The sequence below is a fragment of the Weizmannia sp. FSL W8-0676 genome, from assembly GCF_038593015.1.
Classification (GTDB): Bacteria; Bacillota; Bacilli; order Bacillales; family Bacillaceae_C; genus Weizmannia; species Weizmannia coagulans.
Genome location: NZ_CP151954.1, coordinates 578,849 through 597,176 on the forward strand (window position 1 = coordinate 578,849; position 18,328 = coordinate 597,176).

At 46.0% G+C, this 18,328-nt stretch carries 20 protein-coding genes; 13 read left to right on the forward strand and 7 right to left on the reverse strand.

The window, feature by feature from the left end; genetic code table 11:
• Positions 1-172: 172 nt before the first annotated feature.
• Positions 173-1,417 carry an extracellular solute-binding protein gene (locus NST20_RS02755; RefSeq protein ID WP_342400015.1) on the reverse strand — a complete coding sequence of 415 codons (1,245 nt, stop codon included), beginning with the start codon at positions 1,415-1,417 and terminating at the stop codon, positions 173-175.
• 115 nt (positions 1,418-1,532) lie between these two features.
• Between NST20_RS02755 and NST20_RS02760 the strand changes: the two genes are divergently transcribed.
• The 7 genes from NST20_RS02760 (at position 1,533) to NST20_RS02790 (ending at position 6,422) form a co-directional block, all read left to right on the forward strand.
• On the forward strand, positions 1,533-2,279 hold the full coding sequence (locus tag NST20_RS02760; protein ID WP_342400016.1) for an AraC family transcriptional regulator: 747 nt from the start codon (positions 1,533-1,535) through the stop codon (positions 2,277-2,279).
• Between the two features lie 387 nt (positions 2,280-2,666).
• Positions 2,667-3,017, forward strand: coding sequence for a hypothetical protein (locus NST20_RS02765; RefSeq protein WP_342400017.1), 351 nt, complete (start codon positions 2,667-2,669; stop codon positions 3,015-3,017).
• A 43-nt stretch (positions 3,018-3,060) separates the two neighbouring features.
• Complete coding sequence (locus NST20_RS02770; RefSeq protein WP_342400018.1) at positions 3,061-3,396, forward strand: hypothetical protein; 336 nt, start codon at positions 3,061-3,063, stop codon at positions 3,394-3,396.
• 25 nt (positions 3,397-3,421) lie between these two features.
• Positions 3,422-3,685, forward strand: a complete 264-nt coding sequence (locus NST20_RS02775; protein WP_152598494.1) for a hypothetical protein — start codon at positions 3,422-3,424, stop codon at positions 3,683-3,685.
• 514 nt (positions 3,686-4,199) lie between these two features.
• Positions 4,200-4,925 carry a WecB/TagA/CpsF family glycosyltransferase gene (locus NST20_RS02780; protein WP_328194247.1) on the forward strand — a complete coding sequence of 242 codons (726 nt, stop codon included), beginning with the start codon at positions 4,200-4,202 and terminating at the stop codon, positions 4,923-4,925.
• Between the two features lie 179 nt (positions 4,926-5,104).
• Positions 5,105-5,419 carry an iron-sulfur cluster biosynthesis family protein gene (locus NST20_RS02785; RefSeq protein ID WP_342400019.1) on the forward strand — a complete coding sequence of 105 codons (315 nt, stop codon included), beginning with the start codon at positions 5,105-5,107 and terminating at the stop codon, positions 5,417-5,419.
• A 16-nt stretch (positions 5,420-5,435) separates the two neighbouring features.
• A complete protein-coding gene (locus NST20_RS02790; RefSeq protein WP_342400020.1) occupies positions 5,436-6,422 on the forward strand; it encodes an acryloyl-CoA reductase in 987 nt (328 codons plus the stop codon).
• Positions 6,423-6,584: 162 nt separating this feature from the next.
• On the opposite strand, the gene NST20_RS02795 is transcribed toward NST20_RS02790, so the two are convergent.
• Entirely contained in the window at positions 6,585-7,475 is an 891-nt protein-coding gene (locus NST20_RS02795) for a cation diffusion facilitator family transporter (RefSeq protein WP_342400021.1), read from the reverse strand.
• A 173-nt stretch (positions 7,476-7,648) separates the two neighbouring features.
• Between NST20_RS02795 and NST20_RS02800 the strand changes: the two genes are divergently transcribed.
• From NST20_RS02800 to NST20_RS02820, 5 genes are all read left to right on the forward strand, one after another.
• Positions 7,649-9,391: a phospho-sugar mutase gene (locus NST20_RS02800; protein ID WP_061566517.1), complete on the forward strand. Its 1,743-nt coding sequence runs from the start codon at positions 7,649-7,651 to the stop codon at positions 9,389-9,391.
• A 345-nt stretch (positions 9,392-9,736) separates the two neighbouring features.
• Positions 9,737-10,231, forward strand: coding sequence for an Ig-like domain-containing protein (locus NST20_RS02805; protein WP_029141969.1), 495 nt, complete (start codon positions 9,737-9,739; stop codon positions 10,229-10,231).
• Positions 10,232-10,487: 256 nt separating this feature from the next.
• On the forward strand, positions 10,488-10,973 hold the full coding sequence (locus NST20_RS02810; RefSeq protein ID WP_029713783.1) for a VanZ family protein: 486 nt from the start codon (positions 10,488-10,490) through the stop codon (positions 10,971-10,973).
• Between the two features lie 67 nt (positions 10,974-11,040).
• Positions 11,041-11,853 carry a teichoic acids export ABC transporter ATP-binding subunit TagH gene (gene tagH / locus NST20_RS02815; protein WP_014096036.1) on the forward strand — a complete coding sequence of 271 codons (813 nt, stop codon included), beginning with the start codon at positions 11,041-11,043 and terminating at the stop codon, positions 11,851-11,853.
• Positions 11,854-12,062: 209 nt separating this feature from the next.
• Entirely contained in the window at positions 12,063-12,323 is a 261-nt protein-coding gene (locus NST20_RS02820; RefSeq protein WP_342400022.1) for an SDR family NAD(P)-dependent oxidoreductase, read from the forward strand.
• 221 nt (positions 12,324-12,544) lie between these two features.
• Here NST20_RS02820 and qoxD read toward each other — a convergent pair whose 3' ends face one another.
• From qoxD to qoxA, 4 genes are read right to left on the reverse strand one after another with little or no spacing between them, the layout of a single operon-like run.
• Positions 12,545-12,829 (reverse strand): cytochrome aa3 quinol oxidase subunit IV, encoded by a 285-nt coding sequence (gene qoxD / locus NST20_RS02825; RefSeq protein WP_029141973.1) that lies wholly within the window; start codon positions 12,827-12,829, stop codon positions 12,545-12,547.
• Positions 12,829-13,437, reverse strand: coding sequence for a cytochrome aa3 quinol oxidase subunit III (gene qoxC / locus NST20_RS02830; RefSeq protein ID WP_017553873.1), 609 nt, complete (start codon positions 13,435-13,437; stop codon positions 12,829-12,831). Before qoxC ends, qoxD begins: the two co-directional genes overlap by 1 nt.
• Positions 13,434-15,383 (reverse strand): cytochrome aa3 quinol oxidase subunit I, encoded by a 1,950-nt coding sequence (gene qoxB, locus NST20_RS02835; protein ID WP_342400023.1) that lies wholly within the window; start codon positions 15,381-15,383, stop codon positions 13,434-13,436. The genes qoxC and qoxB overlap by 4 nt, the downstream gene beginning before the upstream one ends.
• A 24-nt stretch (positions 15,384-15,407) precedes the next feature.
• The gene (gene qoxA / locus NST20_RS02840; RefSeq protein WP_342400024.1) at positions 15,408-16,334 is read right to left on the reverse strand and encodes a cytochrome aa3 quinol oxidase subunit II; all 927 of its coding nucleotides are present in this window, start codon (positions 16,332-16,334) and stop codon (positions 15,408-15,410) included.
• A gap of 345 nt (positions 16,335-16,679) precedes the next feature.
• Between qoxA and NST20_RS02845 the strand changes: the two genes are divergently transcribed.
• Positions 16,680-17,339, forward strand: coding sequence for an HAD family hydrolase (locus NST20_RS02845; protein WP_061566512.1), 660 nt, complete (start codon positions 16,680-16,682; stop codon positions 17,337-17,339).
• Between the two features lie 54 nt (positions 17,340-17,393).
• Here NST20_RS02845 and NST20_RS02850 read toward each other — a convergent pair whose 3' ends face one another.
• A complete protein-coding gene (locus tag NST20_RS02850; RefSeq protein ID WP_342400025.1) occupies positions 17,394-18,305 on the reverse strand; it encodes an LCP family protein in 912 nt (303 codons plus the stop codon).
• Positions 18,306-18,328: the final 23 nt, after the last annotated feature.

An 18,328-nucleotide genomic window follows, 5' to 3' on the forward strand; every position in this document is an offset into this window, starting at 1 on the left:
CTTTTCACTGTAATGTTTCTTCCCGTACGGAGGATGCACAGTTTATGCAGCGCCCCCTCATTTCTTTTTAAAAAAGGCTCTATGGAATAGAGCCTTTCGCCGATATCAAACCATTATGAAAAGCAGGCGCCCGGGGACGGAAAGGGAGTAAAACGCGTTCCCGGACGGTTGCTTATTCGCCTGTTGCGTCCTGGATCGTTTTGACTGCATCATCCAGATTTTGGCCTGTGCTTAAATATTTGTGGGCCGCAATTTGGATCGTGTCGGATACTTTGCTGTACTTCGCGGATACCGGGCGGGCAATCGTCGTTTTTAACGCTTTTTGGAAGCCCGGCATGGTCAGCATTTTGTTTTGTTTTTGGACATCAGGATCATTCAGCAAATCATTATATCCCGGCAGGTAACCGCCTTTTGTGGACATAATCTTCTGCCCTTTTTTGCCGGCTACGAATTTTACAAACTCCCATGCGCCTTCTACATGTTTTGAGTTTTTGTTGATGCCGAGAAGCCAGCCGCCGACAGCGCCGCCGTTTGGAAGCGGGGCAATGCCAACATTTTTGATGTCTACTTTTACGCCTTCTCCGCCTGTTTTAATGGTGCCATACTGGTACGGCCAGTTCCGCGCGAAGACAGATTTTCCTTGTGCAAAGCTGTCCAGCGTTTGTTGTTCCATATAGTTCAGCAAATCTTTTGGCGCCCATGATGCTTTTGTAAATTGATACATCGCCTCAAGGCCGCCTTTGATATCTTTGTAATGATTCGTGAATTCTGTCACATTGACGGTTAAGCCTTCATATTGTTTGGACTGATAAACAAAGCCGTTTGTCGTTCCGTTTTTGCCGGCATATTTTGCAGCCATATCCCCGAGTTCTTTATAGGTGTAGTCCCCGCTTTCGAGTTTCGCTGCATCTTCCTTGCTGACAATATCGGAACGGTAATACAGAATGCCGAGGTCCGGGAAGAATGGAAGTGTGTATTGTTTCCCTTCATAGTTTCCGGAAGCCATTGAGCCGGCATTGAACTGGTCTTTCGTCAAATTGGCATCCATCATTTTCTTGTCAATCGGGACAAGGTATCCGGCACCGGCAAATTCGCCGCCCCACACAACGTCCATGGACATGATGTCATATTCACTTGATCCACTGGAGAGCGATGTCAGCAATTGGTCGTGCATTTGTGCCGAGTCATTCGTCATTTGTACCCACTTCACCTGGTACTTTTTCGATTGTTTGTTAAAAGCCGCAATGACTGCTTTTGTCGCAGGTGTACTGTCATTTTGTGCCGCGAATTTTAACACAATCTTTTTCGAGGAACTGCCGCTTTTGCTTGATTTCGAGTTTGAATTGCTGCCGCATCCGGCCAGCACGCCGATAACAAGCGTAAGCGCTACCAAAATAACGCCCGCTTTTTTCCACATATGAAAGCCCCCTTTAGTTTTGATGATTACACTTGAATATTACCCTGTATGCGCATACAATGATATTAGAATCTTTAGATCTATAATAAAATTTTTAGGTATTGGGGCGGCTCCGATGAAACAGTCTGCCATCAGCAAATCCATTATAGAACGCTACCTTTCATACCGCGTTGAACACCAACGTGAATATTTTCTCCATCCGCCTTATATGATGGAAAAGCAGTTGTTGAATGCTGTAAAAGAAGGTAGAGTGGAAGCAGCCGAATCCGTTTTGAAAACTATCAATACGCTGGAGCGGGCTAAACTTGCGGAAGAACCGATCCGCTCGCTCCGTAATTCACTCATCTGTATTTGCACGCTGTTTACAAGGGCGGCGATCGAAGCGGGCGTGCCGCCGGAAACCGCTTTTAACATCAGCGATGCGCATATTCTGGAGATTGAAAGGTTAAAGACGCAGGAAAAGCTGTTTGAACTCGAGTACAGCATGCTGCGCAATTTTACGGAAGCCGTGCAACAGGCAAGGAAACAAGAACATCGCTACAGCCATGCGATTCATATGGCTGTGGCATATATTCATGAAAATATTTTACAGGTGATCACGCTTGAATCGCTGGCGAAACATGTTTACCTGAATCCGAGCTACTTGTCCCACTTGTTTAAAAAAGAGACCGGCGTATCGGTGACGGATTATATTAATAAAAAGCGGATTGAAGAATCGATTTATTTTTTGTTCCATACAAATATTACCATTTCTGAAATTGCGCTTCTGTTCCATTTTTGCAACCAAAGCTACTATACTTCGCTTTTTAAAAAATATATGGGGCTCACCCCAAAAGAATTCAGGGAGCAGAACCAGCACTAGCTTTGCCGGCATGTATCCGTTTTTTAACGGCCGGCCGGCGCATCCTTGTGATTTTCCAATGTTTAACAAAACAACAGCACCTTTCACGTCCGGATTTCCATCAAGTTCCTTTCCTTGGCCCGTCTACCGCACTCGAACAAAACCGTATCTCGCCCTTGCTGCAAAGGACACTATAAAGGGCAGCCGGTGTAAACTTTCTGGTTACCTGCCTACTTCACATTTTAATCAAAACTTTGGCTTGCTTCGAAACATAACATCAATCTCTGGGCTTGATGTAAAAATTTAATTTCATTTTACAATGGGAAAAAAGAAAAAACTCTAAGATCTTATTTTGTGTTAAAATATTTTTATATAGAAATAAATGATGGGCACTGGGGAGATCGGTAAATGTTACCTTTCGGGGAAATGTGGGTAAAGATTAAAGAAATCTTTGAACAAAGCCCCTTGTTTTCAGGGAATATAAGGGTATATGGGTTTAATGAGGAAGTCTATCAGCAGTTAGTCAAAGACAGTGATGATTTTAAAATGAGCACCCTTCCTATGTCTCAGGAAATCATCAATATGTTTTCTGAGATACCAGGTGTGGACCTCACGTATAGATATAAAGAAGCCTCATCAATAAAAATAAAATTAGAACGACTCACTTTAAAAAAGAAACTTTTTAAAGTGGCCAATGATATTTTAGGCTTCCGCTTTATTTTTAAAACTGACACAGAAAGACTGAAAAAAAATTGTTGAGGAGTTCGTTTCTTGCAGTTCTTTTCGAGATCATTGCAATGTTGTGGACCAAACTGAAGGAAAACGGATCGATGATGGGTACAGGGGGATACACGTCAATATTTATATAAGCAAGGCTTACCCTATTGAAATCCAATTCTGGACAAGAACTCACGCATTGTTAAATGAATATCTACATGCTAATATATACAAAATAGACAATATGGTATTGAATCAGTATGCCGTTGATTTGAGCAATTGGTTTAAAGAAGTGCCACTGTTTCCTGAAAGTGACGGTTTAGAAGTTCAGTCATATATTGATTTCATATACGAAAAAGTATTTTATAGCGATGATGATGAAACAGTTAATGGCCAATTGGATGAAGAATGTGATTTTTAACGATGGGAAAAGTTGAGTGAGGTGAATGATGATGGAACAGAGCAAGGTTTACATTTCTTTAAAAGCAGGTACTGCCTCGTTGATTTTAGAAACCCCAACAGCAACGGATGGGCAGGAAGCATATCAACAAATCAAATCTAAAATTCCTTCTGCAAATCTTGGCATATATGGGGCCCGTGATATTCAAACGCTTCTTCGTTCACACAGAGAGTTCAAGGCCCCGCGAGTCTTCACTGATATAGAGAAATTCATTTCGTCAGCAACTGTAATAAAGAAAGTGCTGGTTTAAGATGTGCTTGCTGAACAAATTTGTTCAGCAAGTCAGGCCCAATCATAACGTTAATACTGGAGCTAAAAAATATTCTGCTTTTCTGTATAGTAAAGCAGATTTAAAGCGCAAAGTTTTCCCGCGTTTTCTATTAATTTTTCCCTTTAAATCCTACAAAATCTTTGCCAAGTGTGTATCCCTTCCCCGTTAACGAAGGTCTAAACTTTTTTCCTATTCCTGCCAGAGCACCGTTCCTATTATTACTCCTTATTCACCCATTTTTTAACACCGGCCGGCGCTTCCTTGTGATTTTCCAATGTTTAACAAAACAACAGCACCGTTTCACGTCCGGATTTCCATCACGTTCCTTTCCTTGGCCCGTCTACCATGCTTGAACAAAACCGTATATCGCCCATGCTGCGGTTCTTCCCTTTTTGCCCAGGCATTGGCGGACCGGGATTTTACATTGCCGGCGGTGCACAGAACGTATATACTAAACATGGAAACATTTCAACATGCTAAGGAGAAAACTGTTTTGAAAAAGGCATTTGGCAATATTGATTTGACCGTGATTACAGAAGAACAATTTTTGGGCGAATTTGAGAGCCGGGTACACGAAGGAATTAAAACCAATGTGTTTTTTTTAAATGCGCACTGTTACAATATCGCCCAAACCGACCGCGACTACTACCGGATTATCAATGAAGCCGACTACCTGCTCAACGACGGGGTCGGGATTGAAATCGGCGCAAAACTGTTTGATATTCCGCTTGCCGGCAATTTAAACGGTACCGACTTGACGCCGAAAATATTAAAGCGCTGTGAAAAAAACGGCTTTTCCGTATTTGTGCTCGGCGCTACCGAAACGAATTTGAAAAGTGCAATCCAACATTTCCGCAGGGACTATCCCGGTTTGAAAATTGCCGGCGCCCATCACGGTTATTTTCAATCAAACCATGAGATTGTAGAGGAGATTAACCGCTCGCATGCCGATGTGCTGATCGTCGGAATGGGCGTGCCGCTCCAGGAAAAATTCATTGCCGGCTTCGATCGGGAACTTTTCTGCACGGCACGGCTCGGTGTCGGCGCTTTTATTGATTTTGCATCCGGAAACGTACCGCGTGCCCCGTATCTGTTCCGGAAATTGCGGATCGAGTGGCTGTTCCGGCTGTTGCGCGAACCGAAACGGCTGTGGAAGCGGAATGTCGGCAGCCTCATCTTTTTATGCCGGATTTTGCTATATAAATGGAAACATTCTTAGCTTCCTTTTTCCGGCGCGGAAAGGAACGGGGCGTGCAGGGCGGGAATTCAGACACGTGCCCAAAAAAAGAAGGGAATGCCCGGCACTTGCCGAACGATAAAAGATGTTCCAATTTTTGTTTTACAAAAGGGAAAAGCGGGTACGATAATGTAATCATTTGTAAAAGAAAGGTGAGAAATATGGAAATTGATATCAAACCCGCTGCACTCTCCCAATTTAAACAAATTGAATTTCAAGAAGGCGAAGGCATCCGGATTGAGGCGGTCTTTGTCGGGAGCTGTACAATTGCCGCTGAACATTCTTTGAAAATTGACCATAAACGGGAAGATGACGATTTGTTTAATGTTTATGGCATTCCGCTCCTTGTATCGAGGGCAAGCCAAAAACAGCTCGGTGAGAAAGTCATCATCGATTACAATCCGAATAAAGGGTACAAACTTTCTTCAGATCAGGAAGTTTACCAATACAATCTTGACTTGACAAGAGCCGAGTAAAAAGAGGTGCTTTGCATTGAAAGAAACTTTTCGTGCGTTGGTCATGGAAAATGCATCACAGCCGGCACGCTCCGTACAGGAATGGGATACGGGCCGGCTGCCGGCAGCGGAAGTCACCGTAAAAGTCGCCTATTCAAGTGTCAATTACAAAGATGCGCTTGTTGGCGTGAAAGGGGACTTTGTCAAATCGTATCCATTTATACCGGGAATTGATTTGGCTGGGACGGTGCTTGCGTCCGCTGACAGCCGCTTTAAAGAAGGCGATGAAGTGATCGTCACAAGTTACAAGCTGGGCACCGGGCATTTCGGCGGATTCAGTGAAATGGCGCGCGTGCCGGCTGCCTGGGTGGTACCGCTTCCGAAAGGGCTGACATTAAGAGAATCCATGATTTTAGGGACAGCCGGCTTTACGGCAGCGCTGTCCGTGCAAAAACTGGAAGACCACGGGCTCAAACCGGGACAAGGGCCGGTGCTTGTTGCCGGAGCAAGCGGCGGTGTCGGCAGTGTTGCTGTCGATATTTTGGCAAAAAGGGGTTATGAGGTCACTGCTTCAACCGGGAAAAAAGAGGCACACGCTTATTTGAAACGGCTCGGTGCGGCCCGCATCCTTGACAGGGAAGCCGTTACGGACCATGAAGACCGGCCGATCCGCAAAACGGAATGGGCAGCGGCTGTCGATCCTGTCGGCGGGAAAACGACACAATACATCATCAGCTCCCTGCAGTACGGCGGGGCGGTGGCAACGAGCGGCCTCACCGGCGGAAGGGAAGTCACAACGACCGTAACGCCGTTTCTCGGGCGCGCTATCAGCTGGATCGGGATTGATTCTGTTTTTTGCCCGATGGATCTCCGCGTGAAAGTTTGGGAAAAACTTGCCGGCGAATTCAAACCGGAACATTTGACAAGTGAAATTGTCCGGGAAATCAGCCTTGAGCAAGTCCCGGCCGCACTTTCGGATATTTTGGAAGGCAAGCTCCAGGGCCGGACAATTGTAAAAATGTAACAAAAAAGGATGCGTGGCACTCGCGCATCCTTTTTTACCATCCAGAAAAAGCGCTGGTTAAATGGATAAAGGCACCGGCTGGCGTGCTTTTATCCATTCCGGGTTTTACCTTTCCTTCGAATGCACCTCCATTACCAGCTGGCATGCATGCAGAGTCGGGTTTCAGCTTTCCGCCGGCTCTATATGCACAATGACCTCATATACTTCACAATCGCGAATCAATGAATTCTCCACTTTTGTTGAAATGTCATGGGCATGGCGCAAATCAAGAGACGGTTCAACGCCGATGACAAGATCAATGACTGTATTATTTCCGTACTGCCGCGCTTTAATGTCTTTCACGCTTTGGACGCCGGCTACGCTTAATACTTTCGCTTTATAATTTTCCAGCTCCGACTCATCAAATCCGTCCGTTAAAAGATGGGAAGTATCGCGGAAAATTTCCCAGGCGGTTTTGCAAATCAATAAGCCGACAACAATCGCAGCCGCCGGGTCAAGCCACGGAAGATGGAACTGCGAACCGATGATGCCGATGCTCGCGCCGATACTCACCCAGGCATCGGACAAATTATCCATCGCGCTTGCCCGCACCGCCTGGCTGTTGATGCGTTTTGATAACCGTTTATTGTACAAATAGACAAAAAACATGACAACAGCACAAAGTATCCCGGTCCATGCCGCTGCCATATCCGGGGATTCGGATTTTCCATGCACAATCGAGAGAATGGCATCATAGAGCACCTGGATGCCGACCGCCACCATAATGAGAGAAGCAACCATGGAGGCGACGTTTTCCGCTTTCCAGTGCCCGTAAGGATGATCGCGGTCCGCCGGTTTCCGGGAGAGGCGGAGCCCGATCAGGACGGCGATCGAAGACAGGATGTCCGTAATATTGTTCAGCCCGTCTGCCTTCAGGGCGTTTGAATCCGTATAGAAGGCAATCACTAGTTTCAGCACCGACAGGCTTAAATAGGCCGCCATGCTGATCATAATGCCGTACTCGCCTAATTTTAAATTTTGGTATTTTTCTTCATTCATTGCTTTCACTTCCATTTGGTTTACTTCTCTATCATAACAATGAAGTGCAGGGTGGGTCTACAGCAACGTTTTTTCCGGCCGCTATAAAAGTTAGATGCGGGAAAATCCGCCTTCTCATGCATTAAGGTCTGGGATTTCAACAAATTTATGCTAATATAGAAATAGAAAATTTTTTACAGGAGGCCAACATGAGCACTGATTGGAAAACTTCTTATGAAAAATGGAACCGCTTTGCAGAGCTGGATGCCGCATTAAAAGCAGAACTATCCGGCGTAAGCGGGGATGAAAAAAATCTGGAAGACCGCTTTTATAAAAACCTTGAGTTCGGAACGGGCGGTATGCGCGGGGAACTGGGCGCCGGCACGAACCGCATGAATATTTATACAGTCCGGAAAGCATCAGAAGGGCTGGCAAACTTCATTCTCGACCAGGGGGAAGAAGCTATAAACCGTGGGGTCGCGATCGCCTACGATTCAAGGCGCAAATCGCCGGAGTTTGCCCTTGAAACCGCAAAAACGCTCGGCAAGCACGGGATCAAAGCCTATTTATTTGATTCCCTCCATCCGACGCCGCTTTTGTCATTTGCGGTCCGGTACTTGAACGCTTATGCCGGCGTTGTCATTACAGCGAGCCATAACCCGAAAGAATACAATGGTTACAAAGTTTACGGGCCGGATGGCGGGCAAATGCCGCCAAAAGAAGCGGACGAACTGACAGGCTATGTGAACCGTGTCGAAAATGAGCTGCTTGTCGAAGTCGGCGAAGAAAAGGATCTGATCGAAAAAGGCTTGCTCGTTTATATCGGCGAAAATGTAGACAAAGCTTACCAGGACCAGCTCATCAAACTCCGCCAAAACAAGGAAGTGATCAGCTCGGTTGCAGATTCTTTCAAAATCGTCTACACGCCGCTGCACGGGACAGGCAATCTCCCGGTCCGCCGCGGCCTTGAAAATTTCGGTTTTCAAAACGTCACCGTTGTAAAAGAACAGGAGCTGCCGGATTCCGAGTTCTCAACAGTAAAATCGCCAAATCCGGAAGAACATGCCGCTTTTGAACTTGCCATCCGCTACGGTGAAGAAATCGGCGCGGACATTTTGCTTGGCACGGATCCGGACACTGACCGCCTCGGCGTTGCCGTAAAAAACCATGAAGGAAAATACGAGGTTTTAACCGGCAACCAGACAGGCGCATTACTGCTCCATTATCTTTTAACACAAAAACAAAAGCAAGGGACATTGCCTGAAAACGGTATTGTCATCAAAACGATTGTAACGTCTGAAATCGGCCGCGATATTGCCCGGTCTTTCGGCATCCCGACGATCGACACTTTGACCGGTTTTAAATTCATCGGTGAAAAAATCAAAGAGTTTGAAAAAACCGGTGCCCATACTTTCTTATTTGGGTATGAAGAAAGCTACGGTTATTTAATCGGCGATTTTGTGCGCGATAAAGATGCGGTGCAGTCGGCAGTCCTTGCTGCTGAAGTGGCCGCTTACTATAAGTCGATGGGAAAAACATTGTATGAAGGCCTGCTCGACATTTTCGAACAGTACGGCTACTATAAGGAATCCTTAACATCGCTCACTTTGAAAGGAAAAGAAGGATCGGAAAAAATCGCCGGCATCCTTGCCAACTTCCGTGCCCATCCGTTAACAGAAGTGGCGGGCATCCCGGTATCCGCCCGCGAGGATTATCAATCACAACTGCGGACCAACGCGAAAACGGGAGAAACGTCAAAAATTGAACTGCCAAAGTCCAATGTGCTGAAATTTTTCCTTGAAGACGGTTCATGGTTCTGCATGCGCCCGTCCGGAACAGAACCGAAAGTGAAGTTCTACTTTGGTGTGAAAGCGGACAGTCTCGCGGAGAGCGAACAACGGAACAAACGCCTAAGCGATGAAGTGATGAATCTCGTAAACCGTATGCTTTAATTGTATTCATAGGGTGCCCCGGGCGGATCTGACGTCCGGGGCGTTTTTTCGCCGTGCGGCAGATTGATGCAGAACACCATAATCGGCTCCCTCACAACAAAGGACAAGGCTCATTTTCAGCGCCCCGGCCATCTCTCAGGAACCGCCTGTATTGGTGCCGCCCTGCCATGTACGCCGGATCTTCTTTCCCGCTTCTATGCAGGTTCAGTACGATTTTCCCTTTCTGCAAAAACAGGCATCATTTGCAGAAATTTTGCGAAAAAATGAGCCTGATTTTTCTTTACTTAAAAAATAAGGCATGGTATATTCTGGGCAGATGCACATTTTCGGCCGGGACGTATCTGTTTGATTCAACAGAGTCCGGCCAACCGGTCCGGTTTGCGGACTGTCACCAATTTTTCGAAAAAGGTAACCGGCACAGCAGAGCCATATGCGAAAATCACGGTGAAAGCCGGCAAAACAACGATCGGAACCGGCAAGGCCGGTAAAAACGGGGAATTTGCGGCCAAGATACAACCGCAATGCATCGGCAGAAAACTGTATGTCTATGTAACCGATGCAGCGCGCCATACAGGAAAGGCCGCAGCCACAACCGTAAAACCGCCGGCACCGTCCGCACAGGGCGTTAAAGCAGGCGCAACGAAAGTGACCGGAACTGCACTTAGCGGGTCCAAAGTCTATGTCAAAACCGGAAAAACGGCAATCGGCCATGCTGTTGCCGGAAAAAATGGCAGGTTCACCGTGAAAATCAAAAAGCAAAAGGCAGGCGCAAAATTGTCGTTGTATGCTGTTAAAAACGGCATTTGGAGCGACGCTAAAACGATTACGGTACAAAAATAGGAGAGCGGATCACTCCATTCAAAACGATATCGCTTTTCAAAAGGAGCATAACGTTTCAGGGCCAAAAAGGCCGGGAGCCGTCCCGGTTTTTTTGCTTATGATAAAGGGCAAATGCCATGCTTTTTTCTTCCGTGGAAACGGCTGAAAAGGGCGGCTTCTTTTTTTGTCCGTTGGAAGAAAAACGCCCAAAAAGGATGCAACATTTTTCTTACTCATGTAAAATGGAAAGAGCGAATAGGAGGCTTTGCCATTGCTCATGAAGAAAAAACAAAGCGCGCTGGTGCTTGCAGGTCTCTGTATCCTGTTTATGGCTGCCATGTTTCTTTTCTCCAACCAGCCCTATAAGGAACAGGATATGCGGCCGGAACTGGAAAAGCTGGTACGCCTCGATGCAAACACATTGCCGAAAATCGAATTCTATTACGGGGGTGCGCTTGTAACGTCAACGCTGCCGTATGATTTTATTGAATTCTGGATCCGGAAATTTTGCCATGTGGCGGAATATGCCGTCTGCACTTTGCTGATCCTTCTGACTTTGCGCACGGTTTTGGTTCCTGCCCGTTTTGCAGTTCCGGCCGGCTTTCTGGCAAGTTTTCTCTATGCCAATCTTGACGAATGGCATCAAAGTTTTGTCAGCGGCAGAACAGGGCATTTTATAGATGTCATCACTTTTGACAGCTTCGGAATCATGATTGGCGTCTGTCTGTTTTTATGGTTTACGCGAAGGAAAAAATCCCGATAATGCTTAACGAACGGCATTTGTTTCTTTATAATAATCGTATTGAATATACAACAGGGAGTTCTAATCTATGAGCATATCTGTCAGATTTAAAAACGTTTCGAAAAAGTATAAAATGTACCGGAGCAATTCGGAAAAAATTCTCGATATCATTTTGCCGGGCGGTTATGGCGATGATTTCTACGCCTTGCAGAACATCTCTTTTGAGGCAAGCAACGGGGATGTCATCGGTGTGGTCGGCGTTAATGGCGCCGGCAAATCAACCTTGTCCAATCTGATTACCGGCATTATTCCGCCCACAACCGGAACGATTGAATTAAACGGCGAAACATCGCTAATTGCCATTAACTCCGGCTTAAACAATGAATTGTCAGGCCTTGAAAATATTGAACTGAAATGTCTGATGCTTGGGTTTACCAAAAAGCAGATTAAGGAGCTAACCCCGCAAATTATTGAATTTGCGGATATCGGGCAGTTCATTGATCAGCCTGTTAAAAAATATTCAAGCGGGATGAAGTCACGGCTCGGATTTGCCATCTCGGTCAACGTTGACCCTGATATTCTTGTTATTGACGAGGCGTTATCGGTCGGCGACCAGACATTTGCCGATAAATGTTTTGAGAAGATGAACGAATTCAAGGATGCTGGCAAAACGATCTTTTTCATCAGCCACTCCATGGGCCAGGTAAAGAAATTTTGCGAGAAAGCGATGTGGCTGGAAGCAGGGGAAATTAAGCAATACGGCGCGATTGATGATGTCCTGCCAAATTATGAAAAATTCCTGAAAGAATTCAAATCGTGGCCGAAAGAAAAACAGAAAAACTTCAAACAGATGATTCTCGAAAAACGGAGCAAAGAAAGAAAAGAAAAAGTGGCAGAATAAGGAGGCGGCTGCCCGGAAGGCTTGTTGCGTGCCGGGCAGCCGCTTTTTGCTTACCGGGATTTTCGCTGGAAAACCGGGAGTGAACGGCTGAAGAACGATTCCAGCCAGGCAAACTGTTTTTCGCAAAAAATAGATATAAAAATTGATAGCGCTTACTTTTTAGCGGTATAGTGAAAATGTGTACATACTCACAATGGGAGGGAATTGTAATGGACAGCTTAGAAAATAAAATTGCAATTGTCACAGGCGGCGCTTCCGGAATCGGACTTGCAACCGCAAAAGCTTTTACGGAAAAAGGGGCGAAAGTGGTCATTTCCGATTACAACGAAGAAAGCGGCAAAGCGGTTGAAAAGGAACTTAAAGAAAAAGGAGCGGATGTATGCTTTATTCGCGCCGATGCATCTGATAAACAGTCCGTCGCCGGCCTTGCGACAAGGCCATCGTATTCCTCAGTGAAAATGAATTTGTAACCGGCATTGCCCTGCTCGTGGACAGCGGTTATACAGCGCAATAAGTGCGGCATAACCAGCGCCAAAAGGCATCCATCCGGTCCGGGTTGATACCGGTTGATGCGTTCAAGCCATAAACCGGCCCTCGGGAAGAATCGCCGATTTGGCCGTATTTGCAAATGCGTCTGTCCGGACAAGCCATAAAAAAACCTGCATCCGCTAAAAGGATGCAGGTTTTTTGGTTAAAAGTGCATAACCCAGATGGTTCCGTAAACAACGACGATCGCAATGATGATGCTGTAGATCATATTGCTGACATTGATCTTTCCGTTTTCGCCTTCTTTGACGTGCATGAACATAAATAATTGCACGCCAGCCTGGAGGAAGGCAAACAATCCGATTGTCCAGATGATCGCCGTTTTAGAAAGGTTGGTATACAAAGCAACATACAGTGCCACAAGGGTCAATACGATTGAAAGCAGAAAACCGATGACATGGCCGATCGGATATTTTGAATGATGCTCCATTATTTCATCAACCCTCCTAAATAAACGAAAGTGAAGATAAAGATCCAGACAACATCAAGGAAGTGCCAGTAAATACTTACAACGAAAAATTTGCGTGCCGTCATCGGCGTTAAACCGCGGCGGATCAGTTGTATAATAATCGATATTCCCCATAAAATCCCGAGGGAAACGTGGCATCCGTGCGTTCCGAGCAATACATAGAATGCGGAAAGGAATGCGCTTGTCGGCAGTGTTGCCCCATCATGAACGTACGTGACAAATTCATTGATTTCAAAGCCGACGAAAGTTAAACCGAGAAGAAGGGTAACGATAAACCAGCCGAGCATCGCGCCTTTATTCCGGTTGCGCATATTGAAGACGGCAATTCCGCATGTAAAACTGCTTGTCAAAAGGACAAAGGTTTCAATCAGGACACCTTTGAGCTCAAAGATGTCCTGCTGAACAGGCCCGCCTGCTGTTTGGTGCTGGAGTGTAAAATACGTTGCAAACAGCGTTGCAAACAAAGTGATTTCAGCCGCCAGGAAAACCCAGAAACCGAAAATGGTTAAACGGTCCTGATTGCGCTGGTATTCGAGGGGCAATGATGTATCCAAATGTTCGTCGCTCATCGTTTTACACCTCCTGCTCTTGTATTTTCTGTGCGAATGATTTCTTCTACACTGATATAGTGCCCTTTATCCGGGTCAAACGATCTCCACGCAAGGCAGCCGAGCATCATCAAACCGCCGAGAATGGCGAGCCACCACCAGGACCAGACAAGGCCGAAACCTGCAAGGCCCATCGATACAGCGGAGAAAAATGGCATTGCCGAGTTATTTGGCATATGGATCGGTTTGTACTCTTCATCCCGGTAAATCGGTGTGCCGTTTTCTTTGTATTCTGCGAACGCATCAAGTGTAGAGACAACCGGCTGTTTCGCAAAGTTATATTCCGGAACCGGTGTAGGGGTTGCCCATTCTAATGTGCGGCCATCCCAAGGATCACCGGTCGTGTCGCGAACGCCATGTTTAATGCTGTAAACAATGTTCCAAGCCAGGACGAGGAACCCAATCCCCATGATATAGGCACCTACTGTAGAGGCGAAGTTCCAACCTGTCCAGCCAAGTCCTGCTTCATAAGTGTACATCCGGCGCGCCATTCCGTCGAGGCCGACAAAGAATTGTGGCAGGAAGCAAAGGTTAAAGCCGACCATCCACAACCAGAACGTAATTTTGCCCAGTTTTTCATTCAGCATATAGCCGAACATTTTCGGATACCAGTAGTGGAGCCCTGCGAAACATGCATAGGCGACTGCCGGAATCAATGTATAGTGGAAGTGGGCAATCAGGAAATATGAATTGTGATATTGATAGTCTGCTGCTGCCATGGAAAGCATAACACCCGTAACCCCGCCGATCAAAAATGTCGGGATAAAGGCAAGCGACCAAAGCATAGGCGTTGTTGTTCTAATTTTCCCTTTATGCAATGTAAAGATTTCGTTAAATAATTTGACACCCGTTGGTATCGCGATAATCATCGTTGAGATCGAGAAGAACGAGTTTACGACTGCTGTGTTCCCCATTGTAAAGAAGTGGTGAACCCATGTGAAATAACTGAAGAATGCGATACCAGCCATCGCAACGACCATGGAGGCATATCCAAACAATCGTTTACCCGAGAATGTAGCGATAATTTCCGAGAAAATCCCAAGAGATGGCAGCAACACAATGTACACTTCCGGGTGGCCCCAGATCCAGAACAAGTTTGCCCATAACATCGGGCTGCCGCCTGAACCCATGGTAAAGAAGTGTGCGCCGAAAGTACGGTCAAACGTTACTTCTGCCAAAGCCACTGTCAAAACAGGGAAAGCAAAAAGCACGATGATAAAAGTAATCAAAGTAGACCATACGAACATCGGCATTTTCATTAATGTCATGCCCGGCGCCCTCATTTTCAGAATCGTGACAATGAAGTTCACGGCTGTTGCCAGTGTCCCGATCCCGGAAAGCTGCAGGCCCATTGCATAATAGTTGTTTCCGACACCTTTTGTAAATTCCGGGCCTGCAAGCGGGAAGTAGTTCGTCCAGCCGGCAGTAGGGGAACCCCCGATAATAAATGAAATATTAAAGAGGCACATCCCTGCAACCATTGCCCAGAAGCTGAATGCGTTCAAAAGCGGGAAGGCAACATCGCGCGCCCCGATTTGGAGCGGAACAGCAACGTTAATCAGGCCGAACAAAAACGGCATCGCCATAAATAAGATCATGACAACCCCGTGGGTCGTAAAGATCCCGTCATAATGGTTGGCATCAAGCAGATGCTGGTTCGGCAGTGCAAGCTGTGTTCTCATCATTAAAGCATCGACACCGCCGCGGAATAACATTAATACCGCAACAATAATGTACATAATCCCGATTTTTTTATGGTCAACGGTTGTCAGCCATTCTTTCCATAACCATTTCCATTTCTTGAAATAGGTTAGAGAAAAGATCACAGCGGCCGCGCCAAGTGCCATGCCAACTTCGGCGGCATATATGGCCGGTTCACCGGTGACGAAAAAATCACTAAGTTTCACACTGTTTTCCTCCTATTCCAATGATTATTTTCCGCCCATATCCATACCGGACATATCGTGGTGGTGATGGTGATTTTGTTTCTCACCTTTTTTCGATTCTTCATAATAGCTTTTTTGTTCATCCGGTTTATCCCATTTTAAATGGGTCCCTGTATAGGTATGCCTTCCTACGAGGCCTTCTTTTTTAATCAGGTTTTCATAATCCGATTTTTTCATTTGAGGCGCTCTGCTTTTGACTTCCTTCACCCATGCATTGAAATCTTCCGGCGTTTGGGCTAACACATCAAAGTCCATCTTTGCAAAGCCTTCCCCGTTGAAGTTTGCGTTTCTTCCTGTATATTCGCCAGGGTGGTCTGCAGCCAGAATCAGCCTCATCGTCATGTTCGGCATCGTATATTTCTGTCCGCCAAGTTCAGGGATCCAGAAAGATGCCATCGTACCGGATGATGTCAATTCGAAATTGATTGGCCGCCCAGCCGGGATGTTTACATAGTTAACGGTTTCAATGCCCTGTTCCGGATAACTGAAAATCCATTTCCATTCCGATGACGTGACATAAATCGTTAAAGGTTTTTCGCTTTGCATAGATTTTGGCGTTTCTTCAACCGAATAGTTTGCTTTAACGGTTGGAATGGCAATGGCGATAATAATCAGCACCGGGATGGCGGTCCACACCGTTTCCAGCACTTTATGGCCGTGAATTTGCGGCGGTTTATAATCAGCCGGCAGACGCGACGCCCTGTATTTGATCACCATATAAAGATACAACCCAAGGACAACGACGAATACAAAGGCCATCAAGATGGATGAGTAAACAATCAAATGATATTGTTCCCGCGCCATTGGACCTTGTGGGTCGAGCACTGCAATTTTGGTGTCACATCCGCCGAGCAAAAAGAGCGATGTGAGGGACAAAAGCAGCACCAGTTTCCAAGGTAGTTTCCTCAACACATTTTTTCTCTCCTTCCGGTTTGGTAAAATAGTGTACAAATAAAAGCAAATGAAAAAAAGGTGGTACTTTTATTTTTTCACCTTTATTATGGTGCTAACCTATTTTACAATAAAAAAATATAGATGTATTGTCTTTTACCCTTATTCCGCCGTGTTTCATAAAAATTTCATAAAAAGTTCATATATTTTTCATAGATTTGTCAAATACTGGCATTATCCAGAAATAATTTACAACTTTGTGAAGGAATACGGTATTTAATATTTTGGAAAAGATTTCAAAACCATTCTGGGAGGAAAAGTGTTTTTAACGTATAATGTTAAGGGAAACAGAAAGGGGTTTTACGGATGATAAAAGCTGTGATTTTTGATTTCGACGGGCTGATTATGGATACGGAATCGGAACACTATGAAGCGCTTTGTGAAATTTTTCGCGGCTACAATTGCGAGATGCCGCTTGAACTATGGGGAAAGGGGGTAGGCACGCATTCGGGTTTTAAGCCGTTTAAATATCTTGAAGAGCAGATCAAAAAGCCGCTTGATACAGAAAAACTGGACCACGAGCTGGAGGAAATGTTTTTAAAACGGCTCGAAAAAGGCGCGGCCCGCGAAGGCGTGGAAGATTATTTAAAGTCGGCCAAGAACCTCGGGCTTAAAGTCGGACTGGCTTCAAGCTCTGACAGGAAATGGCTGCACCGCTATTTGCGCCAGCTTGGCCTTCTCGCTTATTTTGACTGCATCAAATCTTCCGATGACGTTGAAAAAGTCAAACCGGACCCAGCTTTGTATTTGAAAGCGGCCGTCTGTCTCGGCGTGGAACCGGAACAATGCCTCGTCTTCGAAGATTCGCCAAACGGGTCGCTTGCGGCAAAACGCGCCGGTATGGCATGCGTAGTCGTCCCGAACCGGGTAACAAAAGACCTCAAGTTCGGCGAGATTGACCACCGCCTCGGGTCAATGGCAGAAACGCCGCTTGAAGAAGTAATCCGGTTTATTGAAAGCCGTTGACAGAACAACCCGCTTCCGGCATGCCGGAAGCGGGTTGTTTGTTTCCACTATTCCTTAGTCACCAGACAGATTTTCTTCCAGCATTTGCGTGACTTTTTCTTTTTCAGCATCTGACACCGCCAAATAATAGATCCCGTCAAAGTTGGCATCGGTGCCTTTTACTTCATACTCGGTAATGTTTTTGGCGGCATTCCGGTAATTTTTCTCAATCGTAAGCAAGTCATTAAACGTCATATTTGTTTTGACATTGTCGCCAAGCGTATCAAGGATACTGCTGTATTTTGCCACAGAAGAAATGCTGGTTGCTTTCCGGATCAGCGCCTCGATCACTTTCCGCTGCCGTTTATTGCGGCCAAAATCGCCTTCCGGATCAAGATGGCGCATTCTGACATAGCCGAGCGCCTGGGCTCCGTTCAGATGAATTTCCCCTTTTTTGTAATGGTACCCTTTTTTATAGTACCCTTCGTCATGCCAGTCAATTGTGTTGTTGACGGTAATGCCGCCAACCGCATTGACCAGTTTTTTCAGGGCCTGCATGTTGATTTTCACATAGTAATCCATTTGGATACCGGTAAAGTCCTCAACGGTCTGCAGTGCCATACTGGTTCCGCCATATGCATACGCAGCATTGATTTTGTCATATGTGCCGCGTCCGGCGATCAGCGTCCTTGTATCCCGCGGGATGCTGACCAGCTGTGTCGTGCCTTTTTTCGGATTAATGGTCATCACAATGATGGCATCGGAACGGCCGCTGTCATTTGCACGTTCATCCACACCAAGCAGCAAAACGGAAATCGGCTGCCCGTTCTGGCTTGAGATGCTTTCATTTGAAGTGCCTGCCAGCGACTCATGCATTTTATTAGCCGCGGCTTTTGCCGAGTGATAAACATAATAGGCGTAGCCGCCACAGGCGATGACCAGGATCCCAATTAGGCTTAAAAAGGACATCAGGATTTTTTTCTTCATCGGTGGCCCTCTCTTTTTTCGTC

Excerpts from the sequence above, each read along its gene's own strand:
- NST20_RS02755 (WP_342400015.1), bottom strand. The coding sequence starts at position 1,417 with ATGTGGAAAAAAGCGGGCGTTATTTTGGTAGCGCTTACGCTTGTTATC.
- NST20_RS02760 (WP_342400016.1), top strand. The coding sequence starts at position 1,533 with ATGAAACAGTCTGCCATCAGCAAATCCATTATAGAACGCTACCTTTCA.
- NST20_RS02765 (WP_342400017.1), top strand. The coding sequence starts at position 2,667 with ATGTTACCTTTCGGGGAAATGTGGGTAAAGATTAAAGAAATCTTTGAA.
- NST20_RS02775 (WP_152598494.1), top strand. The coding sequence starts at position 3,422 with ATGATGATGGAACAGAGCAAGGTTTACATTTCTTTAAAAGCAGGTACT.
- NST20_RS02785 (WP_342400019.1), top strand. The coding sequence starts at position 5,105 with ATGGAAATTGATATCAAACCCGCTGCACTCTCCCAATTTAAACAAATT.
- NST20_RS02795 (WP_342400021.1), bottom strand. The coding sequence starts at position 7,475 with ATGGAAGTGAAAGCAATGAATGAAGAAAAATACCAAAATTTAAAATTA.
- NST20_RS02800 (WP_061566517.1), top strand. The coding sequence starts at position 7,649 with ATGAGCACTGATTGGAAAACTTCTTATGAAAAATGGAACCGCTTTGCA.
- NST20_RS02810 (WP_029713783.1), top strand. The coding sequence starts at position 10,488 with ATGAAGAAAAAACAAAGCGCGCTGGTGCTTGCAGGTCTCTGTATCCTG.
- tagH (WP_014096036.1), top strand. The coding sequence starts at position 11,041 with ATGAGCATATCTGTCAGATTTAAAAACGTTTCGAAAAAGTATAAAATG.
- NST20_RS02820 (WP_342400022.1), top strand. The coding sequence starts at position 12,063 with ATGGACAGCTTAGAAAATAAAATTGCAATTGTCACAGGCGGCGCTTCC.
- qoxD (WP_029141973.1), bottom strand. The coding sequence starts at position 12,829 with ATGGAGCATCATTCAAAATATCCGATCGGCCATGTCATCGGTTTTCTG.
- qoxC (WP_017553873.1), bottom strand. The coding sequence starts at position 13,437 with ATGAGCGACGAACATTTGGATACATCATTGCCCCTCGAATACCAGCGC.
- NST20_RS02845 (WP_061566512.1), top strand. The coding sequence starts at position 16,680 with ATGATAAAAGCTGTGATTTTTGATTTCGACGGGCTGATTATGGATACG.
- NST20_RS02850 (WP_342400025.1), bottom strand. The coding sequence starts at position 18,305 with ATGAAGAAAAAAATCCTGATGTCCTTTTTAAGCCTAATTGGGATCCTG.